We start from the raw sequence: 12,486 nt of genomic DNA, 5'->3' as shown, positions 1-12,486 counted from the left end.
TCTGTCCGGTTCGGACGACGAGTCCATAACGGACAGAATCCGAGAGTCGGCGGGAAGGCAGCCTGCAGGCTCCCGCCTCCGGGCGCGCCGCCGCGAGACTCAGCCGGCGGGCGCGGTGAGCGGGCGGTCGAGGGCGGTGGCGGTGTAGAGGCCGGTGAGGCAGCGGGTGCCGTCGAGGGAGTCGGTGAAGACGTCCGCGGCGGCGATCATGGTGCGGCCGGGGGGGCCGACGAGGCAGCCGACGGCGACGAGCCGCTCCCCGCGCGCCGGGCGGAGGTTGTGGGAGTTCATGGCGGTGGTCGCGGCGACGCGGCCGGAGTCGTGGATCGCGGCGAACGCCGCCCCGACCGCGGCGATGTCGGCCAGCATGGCGACGATGCCGCCGTGGCAGTGCACGCCGTCGAAGGTGACGTCGGGGACGACCGGCATCGAGAGGACGGCGCGGTCGGGTGTGACATCGTCGACCGAGAGCTGGAGCCAGCGGGCGACGGGCATGGAGTCGAGGACGCGGGTGAGGACGTGATCCAGGGTCGTCATGGCCGAAACATATCACTGATACGATTGCCGAGGAAGATGCCGAGACAGAGAACCAGGACGCCCGAGGTCGCGGACGGGATCGCCGCCGCCGCACTGGAGATCGTCCGCGCCGAGGGCGCGGACGGGCTCACGACCCGACGCGCCGCGGCCGCCGCGGGCACGAACATCGCCGCGCTGGGCCAGCTCTTCGGGAACCGCGACGGCCTCGTGAACGCGGTCGCGCTGCGCGGCTTCGCCCTGCTCGTCGAGACCCTGCCGCAGGCGGAGGGTCCGCCCCGCGAGGTGCTCGCCGCCTGGGCCGACGCCTACCGCCGCTTCGCCGCCCAGGAGCCCGCGCTGGTCGACGTGATGTTCGCCCGCCCGCTCATCGGCCCGATCCCACCCGAGCACCCGGTGCACGAGTGCCGGCAGGTCCTCGTCGAGGCCTTCGGCGCACTCACGGGCAGCGCCGACCGGGCGGACGTCGAGGCGATCGCGCTCGGCTTCGGCGCCCTCCTCGAGGGCCTGGCGACGAAGGACCGGCACGGACTGCTCGGCCCCACCGTCGACGCGCGGAACCGGGCCTGGCGCCTCGCCGTGGCCGCCTACGCCGACGGCGCCGCCCGCTGATTCAGCGCAGTTCGGCCGGCAGCCCGGCGAGCGCGAACAGGTCCGCGGGATCGAGGAACGCGGAGACGTGGGTGAGCTCGCCGTCGGTGAAGGTCAGTACGTCCAGCTGGAAGGGCAGCCAGACGTCGCCGCCCGCCCCGTCCGCCGCCGGCGAGCGCAGGTACATCGCTGCGGCGGGCAGGCCGTTGCACACCGTCGGGACCATCCGCAGGTCCCCGGCGACCTGCGCGGGGCACTGCGTCCGCGACAGCTCGCCGATGGCCTCGGCGCCGCGGTACCAGCCCGGGATCGGGGGCATCTCCCAGGTGGCGTCGGCGGCGAGGATTCGCACGACGCCGTCGATGTCGTGCCGCTCGAAGGCCGCGCAGAACTCGTCCCATACCTGCTTCTCGTGGTCGGACAGCTCGGCGGCCCTGCGGCCCTCCTGGGCGGCACCGTCGCCGATGGAGGCCCGCGCCCGCTGCAGGGCGCTGTTCGCCGACGCGACGGAGGTCTCGAGAGCCGCGGCCGTCTCGGCGGCGGAGAACTCGAGGACGTCGCGCAGGATCAGCGCGGCCCGCTGCTTGGCCGGCAGCACCTGCAGCGCCGCGACCATCGCCAGCCCGATGCCCTCCCGCGCCACCGCCGCCTCCCCCGGATCGCCGAGCGCGCGGTCCGGGAGGGGCTGCAGCCACAGCACCTCCGTCGACGGCACCACCGGCTCCAGCGGATTCGACGGCTCGCCGCCCAGCCCGACGGGCAGCACCCGCCGGGCCGTGGCGGCCGTGAGGCAGACGTTGGTAGCGATGGAGTACATCCACGTCCGCACCGACGACCGGCCCTCGAAGCGGTGGAAGGCCTTCCACGCGCGCAGGTAGGTCTCCTGCACCAGGTCCTCCGCGTCGGACGCGGAGCCCGACATGCGGTAGCAGTGCGCGAGGAGCTCGGCGCGCAGCGGCGCGGTGGCGGAGTCGAAGCCGGCGTCGACGACGGTCACGTCAGCCCTGCGCGGCCTCGGGCCCGCCCGCGGCGGCGGCCGGGTCCATCCACATGATCTCCCAGGTATGGCCGTCGGGATCGTCGAAGGAGCGGCCGTACATGAAGCCGTGATCCTCGGAGCGTCCCTCCGTGCCGCCGGCGGCGACGGCGCGGTTCACCACCTCGTCGACCTCCTCGCGGCTCTCCGCGCTGAGCGCGATGAGGGTCTCCTTCACGCCGGGCGCCGCCGTCGTGGCCTCGTGGAAGGTGCCGAAGAAGTCGGTCTTGAGCAGCATCGCCACGATGTTCTCGCCCAGCTCCACCGAGATGGCGTTCTCGTCACTGAACTGCTCGTTGATGGTGTAGCCCACGGCGGTGAAGAAGTCGCGCGAGCGCTGGACGTCGGCGATGGGCAGGTTCACGAAGATCATCTTGTGCATGGCGTCGCTCCTTGGTCCGCGGCGTTCGCTCTCGAACACCGTCACATGGTTAGACGGGCCTCGTCGCCGGAACTCATCGGCCCGCGCGGATATATTTTCCGGTGGCCGATGAGCTACCCCTGCAACGCGGAATCGAGGATCTCCAGGCCCGCGTCGATCTCGGCGTCCGACGCCGTGAGCGGTGGCGCGATGCGGAAGATCGAGCCCATGCCGGGCAGCTGCACCACGTTCATGTGCAGGCCGCGCTCGTAGCAGCGCTCCGTCACCAGCTTGCCCAGCTCGTTCGCGGGTTCCTTGGAGTCCCGGTCGCGCACCAGCTCGATGCCCTGCATCAGGCCGCGCCCGCGCACGTCGCCGATGGCCTCGTGGCGCAGCGCCAGCTCGTCGAGCCCCGCGCGCAGCCGCGCCCCGCGCGCCGCGACCGAGGCCGCGACACCGTCGCCCAGGACGTCCAGCACCGTCGTCGCGACGGCGGCGACCATCGGGTCGCTGACGTGCGTGGTGAAGAACAGGAAGCCCCGCTCGTGGCAGACGCGCTCGATCTCCGCGGAGGTCACCACCGCCGCGATCGGCAGGCCCGCGCCGAGCGTCTTCGAGAGGGTCAGGATGTCGGGCACGATGCCGTCGCGCTCGAAGGCGTACGCGGCGCCCGTGCGCCAGAGGCCGGTCTGCGCCTCGTCGACGATGAGCAGCATGCCCCGCTCCTCGCACTTGCGCTTCAGCGCCGCGAGGTAACCGACGGGCACGTCGATGATGCCGCCCGACGACAGGATCGGCTCCACCAGGCACGCGGCCAGCGAGCCCGTCGACTGCGCGTCGATGAGCTCGAAGCCGAAGTCCAGCTCCGACTCCCAGTCGTACTTGCCCGCGGCGTCCACGAACCGCGAGCGGTAGGCGTTCGGCGTCGGCAGGGCGAAGTTGCCGGGGGCGGTGGGCCCGTAGCCCTTGTGTCCCGACGAGTAGGTCGCCGCGGCGGCGCCGGCGGTCATGCCGTGCCAGGACTTCGAGAAGCTGACGATCTCGTGCTTGCCCGTGTACAGCTTGGCCATCCGCAGCGCGGCCTCGTTGGACTCCGCGCCCGTGGTCAGCTGCAGGACGTGGCTCAGCGGCTCCGGCAGGGTGGCCGCGAGCCGCTCGGCCAGCGTCACGACCTGCGGCGAGAGCATGCCGGAGAACAGGTGGTCGAGTGTCGCGATCTCCCGCTGCACGGTCGCCACGATGGCCGGATGGCTGTGCCCCAGAATGGCGCTCATCTGGCCGGAGGTGAAGTCGAGCCACCGCCGCTCCCCCGAGTACACGTAGGTGCCCGCGGCACGGTCGATGGGCAGGGGCGCGAAGGTGCCGCCGTAGCGCACGACGTGCGCGGCGACCGATTCCGAGAAGCTCACGCGCTCACAGTAGCCGCCCGGCCAGGTACGCCTGCGCCAGTTCGACGGTGCCGTCGGCGAATCCGGGATCCGCCTCCAGTGCATGTCCGTGCGTGCCGAGCCAGCCGAGCAGTTGCAGTCGCCGCAGCAGCACGAAGTCGGGCAGGAGCGCGGCGTGCGCGTCGGGCAGTGCCCGACGGTGGCGGTACGCCGCGGCCCAGGCGGCCGCCCACTCCGGCAGCCGCGGGTCCGTCTCGACGAAGGACGCGGCGGCCGCGAATTCGAAGAGGTGCCAGCCGAACCCGGCGTCGTCGAAGTCGATCACGGTGAATCCCGCGCCCGGCGTGATGAGGTTCGCGGCGCGCAGGTCGCCGTGGATCAGCCCGAATCGGTCGGCGGTGCGGCCGAAGGCGTCGATCCGTTCCGCCGCGCGGTCGGCCGCCGGCGCGATCGCCCGACGGTGCGCCTCCCCCACTGCGAGCCCGTCGCGCCAGGAGCCCCAGCGGGGCCGCGGCCCGATCGTCTCCTCCACGCCCCAGGTGAAGCGCGTGAAATCGGCGGGCCGTCGCCAGGACTCGGCGTGCCCGTGGAAGACCGCGGCGATCTCGCCGAGCGCCGCGAAGTGCGCGACGTCGAGCGCCTCGTCGGGCACGGGGCCGCCGGGCAGCTCCGCGAACAGCACCGCGCGGCGGCCCGTCGGGCCATCGATCAGGACGTCGCTCAGCGGCTCGACCACGGGCACCGTCGTATCGCGGCGGAGGGCGGCGATCCACGCCAGCTCGGAGGCGATCGCCGCGTCGCCGACGTACCCGGGCCGGTGCAGTCGCAGCACCGCCGGCCGCGGCCCGCCGCGCACGCGGAAGGTGGCGTTCTCGCTGACCAGCAGCGGTTCGACGGTGCCGCCGGGCCACGCATCCTCGGCGATGCGCTGCGCGACGAGGGAATCGGCCTCCGCGGAGCTCACTTGACCACCTTCATCGTCATGCGGGAGTCCACGCGCACGATCGCCGGGTCGCCCATGAGGTGCGTGGTGACCCAGCGCTCGTACGTCGCGAGATCCGCGACGCGCACGCGGATCAGGTAGTCGGGCAGGCCGAACATGCGGCGCACCTCGATGACCTCGTCGAACGAGGCGATCCGCGCCTCGAAGGCCTCCACCGACGCGCGGTCGTTGGCCCCGAGGTCGGCGTTGATCATGACCTCGAAGCCGCGGCCCAGGGCCGCCGGGTCGAGCACGGCGGTGTAGCCGGTGATCACCCCGTCGGTCTCCAGCCGCCGCACGCGGCGCAGGCACGGCGCGGGCGTGAGGCCCACGCGCTGCGCCAGCTCCTGGTTGGTGAGCCGCCCGTCGTGCACCAACTCGTCGATGATTGCTCGATCGAGTGCATCCACGTCGGAGATATTGCCACAGCGAGCCCCGATCGAACTATTTTCGCAAGCACATTGCGCGGGATGCGAAATAGAATTGTTCCCCATGGGAGTTCCGTCGAAGGTCGCCGTGGTGCAGCTGGGCCTGTTCGTGCTCGGCATCGGCCTCGGCGTGGTGGTCACGGGCAACGGCCTGCCGTGGTGGATCGCGCCGGTGCTGTCGATGGCGGTGTACGCGGGGTCCGTCGAGTTCCTGCTCGCCGGCCTCCTGGCCGCGGCGACGCCGCTCGCCGCGATCGCCGCCACGACGTTCCTCGTGAACTCGCGACACCTGTTCTACGGCCTCACCTTCCCGCTCGACCGGATCCGCAGCCGCGTCGGGAAGGCGTACGGCGTCTACGCCCTCACCGACGAGGCCTACGCCCTGGTGAGCACGGCACCGTCGGCCACGATGACGGGGAAGATGATCCTGCGCACCCAGATCGGCCTGCACGTGGCGTGGGTCGCGGGCTCGCTGGTGGGCGGGCTCGCGGGCGGCGCCTTCCTGCGCGACGTGCCGGGCGTCGACTTCGTGCTCACCGCGTTGTTCGTGGTGCTCGCGATGGACGCGCACCCGGACCGCACGACGCTCGCGCTCGCGCTGGCCGCCTGCGCGGTCGCGCTCGCCGCGGCGCCGGGCGCGATGCTGCTGGTCGCGATGGGCGGCTTCGCCGGGCTGCTGGTGGTCCGGCACGTCGTGGCCCGCCGGAACGCGAAGGAGGCGGCGCATGCCTAGCACCGGATACCTGCTCGCGGGCATCGCGATCGCGGCCGCGGTCACCGTCGCGCTGCGGCTGGCACCGTTCGGCCTGGCCTCGGTACTGCGCGATTCGCCGCTCCTCGCCGACTTCGGACGGTGGATGCCCGCGGGCGCCGTGGTGGTGCTGGCCGTGTACTGCATGGCGCAGGTCGACTACGCCGCGCCGGCGCACGGGATCCCGCAGATCGCGGGCGTGGCGGCGACGGCGCTGGCGCACCGGTGGCGGCGCAACGCGGTGCTGAGCATCGTCGCGGGCACCGGGGTGTGCGTCGCGCTGAGTTACGCCTTGGCGTGATGGCACCATGAGCTGATGCGCGAGGAGATCGTCACCACCGGCGACGTGCGCCTGGCGGTGCAGCACCGCCGCGTGCCGGATCCGACGGGCCCGCCGGTGCTGCTCATCCACGGCATGGCCGCGGACCACCGCACCTGGCGGCGCACCGTCCGCGCCCTGCACGCCGCCGGCCGCGACACCGTGACGTACGACCAGCGCGGCCATGGGCGCAGCGACCACAGCCCCGAGTACCTGCTCGACGAGCTCGCCGCAGACGCCGAGCGGGTGGCGCGGCACGCGGGCCTGGAGACCTTCGACGTGGTCGGGCACTCCCTCGGGGGCCAGGCCGCGCTGCGGCTCGCGTGGCGCCTGCCCGACGGTGTCCGCCGCCTCGTCCTCGAGGAGATGCCGCCCGTGGCGCTCGAACCCGAGCAGGTCGCGGAGTCGATGGACGTGCCGCTGACGCCCCGCCGGGTGTGGCTGGGCGTCAAGCAGGTCGTGCAGACGCCGGGCGCCCTCTCGCGGTTCGACAAGACGATGATGGACTCGGTCTCGCCGCAGTTCCACCCCGATCCGGCGTGGTGGGAGCGACTCGCGGCGACCGACCAGGAGACGCTGGTGATCTCCGGCGGCCCCCGCGACTTCCTCCGCCCCGAGTACCTGCGGCTCGTCGCCGACGCGCTGCCCCACGGCGAGTTCGTCGAGCTGCGCGGCGGGCACACGGTGCACCGCGAGTCCTCCGCCGCGTTCGCCCGCGCGGTCCTCGAGTTCCTGCGGTGACCGGCTACGCCCCGTCGTCCACGGAGCGGAGCGCGTCGAGGACGGCGCGCGTGCGCCGGTCGCGCCGGGCGAGCAGGCGCTCGTAGTTCTCCTGCCCGGTGCCGTACGCCGCGTCGACCTTCTCGATGAGCGCCTCCGTCGATTCGGGGGTGTTCGACGGGGTGCCGAGCGGGATCTTGCCGACCTCGGCGCCGATCCCGGTGAACAGGTGCCGCGCACCCTCGGGCCCGCCGCCCAGCGCGTTGCCCTCGAAGAGCCCTGTGGCCGCCCAGCGCAGGCCGAGTGAATTGCTCAGCGCGACGTCGAGGTCCTCGACGCTCACCACGCCGTTCTCGACGAGGTAGCGGGCCTCGCGGCTGATCGCCACCTGCAGCCGGTTCGCGACGAAACCCTGGATCTCCTTGCGCAGCACCACCGGCGACCGGCCGAGCTCCCGGTACAGCGCGACGGCCCGCTGCGTCGTCTCCTCCGACGTGCGCTCGCCGGGAACCACCTCGACCAGCGGCATGAGCGCGGGCGGGTTGAACGGGTGCCCGACGATCACCCGCGAGGGGTCGTCGAGGTCCGCGGCGATCGGCGTCGCGGGGATCGAGGAGCTCGACGTGGCGAGCACCGCGTGGGATGGAGCCGCGGCGACGATCTGCGCGAACAGATCCTGCTTGATCGGCAGCCGCTCGGGACCGTTCTCCTGGACGAGGTCCGCGCCCACCACCGCGGCGGCGAGGTCCGCGGCGACCTCCACCTGCGCATCGCCGGGGAACTCCGCCGCGACCAGCTCGGCGAGGTCGGGCCGGGGATCAGAGAACGCGACGCGCCAGCCGTGTGCGCGGGCGAGTTCCGCCCACGACAGGCCGATGACTCCCGCTCCGATGATCGCGATCTTCCGTGCCTGCGCTGCGGCGTCCATCGTGTGCGTCCTACCTCGCCGCTACGGCGTCTTCGGCGCCACTGCGCCGCCCGAGATGGAGCGGTACGCGTTGATCAGCACGAGCGAGGCGACGGGCGCCGCGACGAGCAGGCCGACGCCGCACAGTGCGCCGCCGATGGCCAGGATCACCACGGTGACGATGTAGACGAGGATCGAGTTGCCCACGTCCTTCTGGAAGACGGCGAAACCCTGCTTGAAGGCCTCGCCCACGCCCAGCCCGCGGTCCACGACGGTCGGGAGGATGTACATCGTGACCAGGCCGACGACGATCGAGCCGATGTAGCCCACGTACGGGATGGCCGAAATCAGGCTGGCGACGATCGCCAGGAGCAGCGCGGTGAGCATGGACGGGCCGGCGTTGCGCGGCGCGAAGAACGAGCCGATGCTCACCGGCTTGCCGTCGGCGATGTCCAGCAGGCCCGACGTGTACGCGACGAGGCAGATGTACAGGATGAGCGCGCCGACGAAGGAGAAGATCACCGTGGCCACGGAGCCCGCGGTGGTGAGATCGACGGTGGTCGAGCCGTCCGACTCCTCGATCACATCACCGACACCGAACTGGCTGATGAGGAGGTACGCCAGCGCGGAGGCGGCGACCAGCGCGATCGCGTAGACGATGATGGGGACGATCAGCGCGGCGGCGTTCTTGGTGAACTTGTTCCACGACCAGGAGATCGCGTCCCCCAGGTTGAAGTGCGCCTGCGGCGCAGGCGGGTACTGGCCGAATCCGGGCTGCCCGTAGCCCTGCGGCGGCACCGGCGGCGGGAAGCCCTGCCCGGGCTGCGGGGGTACGGCGCCCTGCGGCGGAACGCCGGGCTGATCGCCTGTCGGATCGTTCGGTGGTTGCGTCACGGAAACCTCCCCTGGGTCGGGAGCTCGGCGCTCCCGTTTTGCGGTCGCACTCATTTAACGACACAAACCGAGGGCCCGCCCACCGTTCGGTGAGCGGGCCCTGGTTCGGCTTCCGTGAGGACGGTTTCCCTAGGGGGTGGGCGGAGCCACCTGGCCGCCGGAGAGGCGACGGTAGGCGTACACCTGGACCAGGGCCGCGAGCGGGCCGGTGACGAGGACACCGACGTAGCAGAGCGCGGTGCCGAGGCCGCCGACGATGCCCGCCAGCAGCGTGGTGAGGATCGAGTTCCCGGCATTGCCCTTGACCGTCTCGAAGCTGGCCTTCAGCGCATCCGGGCCGCTCAGCCCGCGGTCCACCGCGAAGTGACCCGCGTACGCGAGCAGGAAGGCCGCCGCGATCCCCGGCACGATGCAGAGGATGTAGCCGACGGTGACGGCGAGCGCCACGAGCAGCGCCGCGACGGCGGCCGCGCCGAAGTTGCGCGGCTTGAAGAACGATCCGATGGCCACCTCGCGACCGTCGGCGATGTCCAGGAGGCCGGAGAGGTACGCCGACTGCACCAGCATCGCGAGGAACACGATCAGTCCGATTCCCAGGATCGCCACGACCCACGTCAGGCCCGTCGGCTGACCGGTGATCTCGGCGGAGGTTCCGTAGTCGTACTGCGTGGTGCTGACCGTGGTCTCGGACAGCGTCGCGGTGAACAGGAAGCCGAACAGTGCGCCGGCGATGCCGAGCACGACGGCGTACGCCAGCATCGGGACGATCAGCGCCGCAGCGTTCTTGGTGAACTTGTTCCAAGCCCAGGAGAAGGCGTCACCGACGTTGAAGGGCTGCTGGCCGCCGAACTGCGGCGCGCCGTAGCCGCCGCCGGGAGGAGGCGGGAAGCCGCCCTGCGGCGGAGGCGGAAAACCCTGGCCACCCTGCGGAGGCGGGAAGCCCTGGCCGCCCTGGCCGTACCCCGGGTCCTGCGGCGGCGGGAAGCCTCCCGCGGGCGGGGGCGGGAAGCCGCCCTGCCCGTACCCCGGCTGCTGCGGGGGCTGCTGCGGGTAGCCACCCTGCTGGTATCCGCCCTGCTGCGGATCCTGCGGGTTCTGCGGGTAGCCGCCCTGGTTGTCACCAGGGTAGTTAGGCGGCTGCGTCATGGGTCTCCTCCACTTGCTCATGAACGAACAGGGAGAACCTACCAACCGCAGGTGGTGCACACCATAGGTGGCGGCTCAGCCCTCGCTCGCCCGACGCTTCGCCTCGCGCTTGGCCTTCCGGAGCGCGAACTCCTCCTGCTCGAGCCGCAGCGCCTCGTCGGGCGGCGGAGCGCCGCCGCCGAGCCTGGCCGGCACCCAGTCCTCGCCCGCCGGGGCGGGGAATCCGCGCTGCGCGTCCAGCAGCGTCTCCCCCATGGCGGCGCGCAGCCGGGCGGTCAGGGCGACGGGGTCGTCACCGTCGGGATGGAGGGCGGGACCGACCTCCACGACGACGGGGAAGCGATGCCGGCCGATGCGGCGCTGCGTGCCCTTGGACCAGATGCGTTGCGTACCCCAGACGGCCATCGGCACGATCGGCACGTCGGCCTCGATGGACATGCGGGCGGCGCCGGACTTGAGCTCCTTGAGCTCGAAACTGCGGCTGATGGTGGCCTCGGGGTACAGGAGGATCACCTCGCCGCGCTCGAGGGCGGCCTCGGCCTCGTGGTAGCTCTCGGCGCCGTGCTCGCGGTCGACGCCGATGGCCCCGCAGTGCTTGATGATGAAGGCCATGATCTTCACCTTGCGGAGCTCGGCCTTGACCATGTACCGCGGCCACCGGCCCGTGCGCTTGATCGCGAGGCCCGATTCGAGGAAGTCGACGTAGCTGGTGTGGTTGACCGCGACGATCACGCCGCCGGTAGCAGGGATGTTCTCCAGGCCGCGGTACTCCACCCGCAGCCCCTGTGCGCCCACAATGCTTTTCGCGAGCATCAGGACCACCTGATAGACGGGTTCGCGCCGCGCCATCACACCCCCTGCAGTTGGTTCCTGCAGCGAGGATACGACGGCGCGGCGCGGGCCGCGTCGGATCAGTAGGCGACCGAGAACCGCTCCCGCTCGTGCGCGGGGGTGAGGATCTCGTCGACGAACGCGATCGCGTAGTCGGCGCCGGAGATCTCGGAGTTGCCGTCGGCGTCGGTGAGCAGCAGGTCGCCGCTCGTGCGGAAGGTGCCGCGCTTCTCGCCGGGGTTGAAGGAGCCGTAGCTCGCGGCGGGGCTGAGGTAGAACCAGTCCACGTCGTCGACGGTGCGCAGGTAGTCCAGCGCGCGGTCGTGCTCCTGGGCGATCGGCTTGACCTCGTCGGGGAACGACGGGGTGTCGACCAGCTTGGGTCCGCCCTCGGCGACGAGCAGGCTGCCGGCGCCGCCGACCACGCCGAGGCGGGCGCCGGTGCTGCGTGCGGCGGCGACCAGTCCCTCCACAGCGGTGCGCAGCTCGGTGCCGTCGCCCGACGGTGCCGCGGTCGGCAGGGCGGAGACGATGACGGCCGCGCCCTCGACCGCGCGGGCCACGAAGGCCGCGTCGGTCACGTCGCCGGCCTCGGCGGTGGCGCCGGCCGGGACCTTGGCGACGTCGCGGGCGACGCCGACGACCTCGATGCCGCGGCTCAGGGCCTCAGTGGTGATGTGGCCGCCGGAGTAGCCGGACGCGCCGAAGACGGTGATCCTCACTTGGCGCCCTCCAGCTTCTTCTTGAGCAGCAGCGCGTCGACGCCCAGCGAGGTCTGCGGGACGGCGGCGACGGCGAGCAGGCCGGCGATCAGCACGAGCGGCAGCTCGATGCCGCCACCGGTGGCGAAGAAGCCGTTGTCGATGTGCACCGTGAAGATGGCGCCGAGCATGTCGATGATCAGCACGATCGCGACGATCGGGACGGCGAAGCCGACGATGAGGAGAGCACCGCCCAGCAGCTCGGCGAGACCGGCGAACCAGGCCGACAGGGTGGGCGCCGGGACGCCCATCTTCTCGAAGGCGCCGGCGGTGCCGCTGAGGCCGTTGGTGACGACCTTCTGCCAGCCGTGGGCGAAGAAGACGACGCCGAGGATGACCCGGGCGAGCGTGAGAAGCGTGAACTGGGTGGCGACCAGTTTCTTGACCATGAGATCTCCTAAGATGGTTGAAGCTTCAAGCGTTTGTCGCTACCATGGAAGCACAGACGAAACGTAAGCGCAATAATTCCGTACGTGTAAGGTTTTCCGCCATGGCTGATTTCGACGTCTTCGCCAAGGACTGCCCCTCGCGAGAGGTGTTCGCCCACGTCACCGGACGGTGGGGCGCGCTCGTCCTCGGGCGCCTGCGCTCGGAGCCGCAACGCTTCAGCGAGATCCGCCGCCAGGTCGAGGGCATCAGCGACCGGATGCTCACCCAGACCCTGCGGGACCTCGTCGGCGACGGGCTGGTGAGCCGCTACTCCGCCGGCACCAATCCCCCGCACACCGAGTACCGACTCACCCCCGCGGGAGCCGGCGTGGCCGACGCCGTACTACGGCTCGCCGAGTCCGTGCAGACGGCGATGGCCGCGCCGCGGCTGCCCTGACACTCCTCGAC

The 12,486-nt window shown here is 71.8% G+C and carries 17 protein-coding genes; 5 read left to right on the top strand and 12 right to left on the bottom strand.

Annotation, left to right across the window (positions count from 1 at the left end):
• Nucleotides 1-99 precede the first annotated feature (99 nt).
• A complete protein-coding gene (locus WFK95_RS04795) occupies nt 100-537 on the bottom strand; it encodes a PaaI family thioesterase (RefSeq protein ID WP_336670005.1) in 438 nt (145 codons plus the stop codon).
• Between the two features lie 36 nt (nt 538-573).
• On the opposite strand from WFK95_RS04795, the gene WFK95_RS04790 reads away from it, so the two are divergent.
• Nucleotides 574-1,146 (top strand): TetR/AcrR family transcriptional regulator, encoded by a 573-nt coding sequence (locus WFK95_RS04790; RefSeq protein WP_224646988.1) that lies wholly within the window; start codon nt 574-576, stop codon nt 1,144-1,146.
• 1 nt (nt 1,147) lies between these two features.
• Here the strand turns inward: WFK95_RS04790 and WFK95_RS04785 are convergent, their stop codons facing one another.
• From WFK95_RS04785 to WFK95_RS04765, 5 genes are all read right to left on the bottom strand, one after another.
• Nucleotides 1,148-2,122, bottom strand: a complete 975-nt coding sequence (locus WFK95_RS04785) for an RNA polymerase subunit sigma-70 (protein ID WP_224646990.1) — start codon at nt 2,120-2,122, stop codon at nt 1,148-1,150.
• A gap of 1 nt (nt 2,123) precedes the next feature.
• Entirely contained in the window at nt 2,124-2,543 is a 420-nt protein-coding gene (locus WFK95_RS04780) for a VOC family protein (RefSeq protein ID WP_224646991.1), read from the bottom strand.
• Between the two features lie 113 nt (nt 2,544-2,656).
• A complete protein-coding gene (locus tag WFK95_RS04775) occupies nt 2,657-3,931 on the bottom strand; it encodes an aspartate aminotransferase family protein (RefSeq protein WP_224646993.1) in 1,275 nt (424 codons plus the stop codon).
• Between the two features lie 4 nt (nt 3,932-3,935).
• A complete protein-coding gene (locus WFK95_RS04770) occupies nt 3,936-4,874 on the bottom strand; it encodes a phosphotransferase enzyme family protein (RefSeq protein WP_224646995.1) in 939 nt (312 codons plus the stop codon).
• A complete protein-coding gene (locus tag WFK95_RS04765) occupies nt 4,871-5,302 on the bottom strand; it encodes an Lrp/AsnC family transcriptional regulator (protein WP_224646997.1) in 432 nt (143 codons plus the stop codon). Before WFK95_RS04765 ends, WFK95_RS04770 begins: the two co-directional genes overlap by 4 nt.
• Before the next feature lie 82 nt (nt 5,303-5,384).
• Here WFK95_RS04765 and WFK95_RS04760 point away from each other — a divergent pair, with 82 nt between their 5' ends.
• From WFK95_RS04760 to WFK95_RS04750, 3 genes are read left to right on the top strand one after another with little or no spacing between them, the layout of a single operon-like run.
• On the top strand, nt 5,385-6,053 hold the full coding sequence (locus WFK95_RS04760) for an AzlC family ABC transporter permease (protein ID WP_224646999.1): 669 nt from the start codon (nt 5,385-5,387) through the stop codon (nt 6,051-6,053).
• The gene (locus WFK95_RS04755; RefSeq protein ID WP_224647000.1) at nt 6,046-6,372 is read left to right on the top strand and encodes a branched-chain amino acid transporter permease; all 327 of its coding nucleotides are present in this window, start codon (nt 6,046-6,048) and stop codon (nt 6,370-6,372) included. The genes WFK95_RS04760 and WFK95_RS04755 overlap by 8 nt, the downstream gene beginning before the upstream one ends.
• A 15-nt stretch (nt 6,373-6,387) precedes the next feature.
• The gene (locus tag WFK95_RS04750) at nt 6,388-7,131 is read left to right on the top strand and encodes an alpha/beta fold hydrolase (RefSeq protein WP_224647002.1); all 744 of its coding nucleotides are present in this window, start codon (nt 6,388-6,390) and stop codon (nt 7,129-7,131) included.
• A gap of 4 nt (nt 7,132-7,135) precedes the next feature.
• On the opposite strand, the gene WFK95_RS04745 is transcribed toward WFK95_RS04750, so the two are convergent.
• The 6 genes from WFK95_RS04745 to WFK95_RS04720 form a co-directional block, all read right to left on the bottom strand.
• Complete coding sequence (locus WFK95_RS04745; RefSeq protein ID WP_224647003.1) at nt 7,136-8,038, bottom strand: 3-hydroxyacyl-CoA dehydrogenase NAD-binding domain-containing protein; 903 nt, start codon at nt 8,036-8,038, stop codon at nt 7,136-7,138.
• Between the two features lie 21 nt (nt 8,039-8,059).
• A complete protein-coding gene (locus WFK95_RS04740; protein ID WP_224647004.1) occupies nt 8,060-8,911 on the bottom strand; it encodes a hypothetical protein in 852 nt (283 codons plus the stop codon).
• A 129-nt stretch (nt 8,912-9,040) separates the two neighbouring features.
• On the bottom strand, nt 9,041-10,057 hold the full coding sequence (locus tag WFK95_RS04735; RefSeq protein ID WP_224647005.1) for a hypothetical protein: 1,017 nt from the start codon (nt 10,055-10,057) through the stop codon (nt 9,041-9,043).
• A 75-nt stretch (nt 10,058-10,132) separates the two neighbouring features.
• On the bottom strand, nt 10,133-10,906 hold the full coding sequence (locus WFK95_RS04730; RefSeq protein WP_224647007.1) for a lysophospholipid acyltransferase family protein: 774 nt from the start codon (nt 10,904-10,906) through the stop codon (nt 10,133-10,135).
• A gap of 62 nt (nt 10,907-10,968) precedes the next feature.
• A complete protein-coding gene (locus WFK95_RS04725; protein WP_224647009.1) occupies nt 10,969-11,610 on the bottom strand; it encodes an NAD(P)-dependent oxidoreductase in 642 nt (213 codons plus the stop codon).
• On the bottom strand, nt 11,607-12,038 hold the full coding sequence (locus WFK95_RS04720) for a DoxX family protein (RefSeq protein ID WP_224647011.1): 432 nt from the start codon (nt 12,036-12,038) through the stop codon (nt 11,607-11,609). Before WFK95_RS04720 ends, WFK95_RS04725 begins: the two co-directional genes overlap by 4 nt.
• Before the next feature lie 101 nt (nt 12,039-12,139).
• On the opposite strand from WFK95_RS04720, the gene WFK95_RS04715 reads away from it, so the two are divergent.
• A complete protein-coding gene (locus WFK95_RS04715) occupies nt 12,140-12,475 on the top strand; it encodes a winged helix-turn-helix transcriptional regulator (protein WP_336670004.1) in 336 nt (111 codons plus the stop codon).
• Nucleotides 12,476-12,486 lie beyond the last annotated feature (11 nt).

The organism is Tsukamurella sp. USMM236 (assembly GCF_037148755.1).
In the GTDB taxonomy this organism is placed as follows: domain Bacteria; phylum Actinomycetota; class Actinomycetes; order Mycobacteriales; family Mycobacteriaceae; genus Tsukamurella.
Note: the sequence above shows the minus strand (reverse complement) of the source record. Positions and strands in the feature narration are given on the sequence as shown.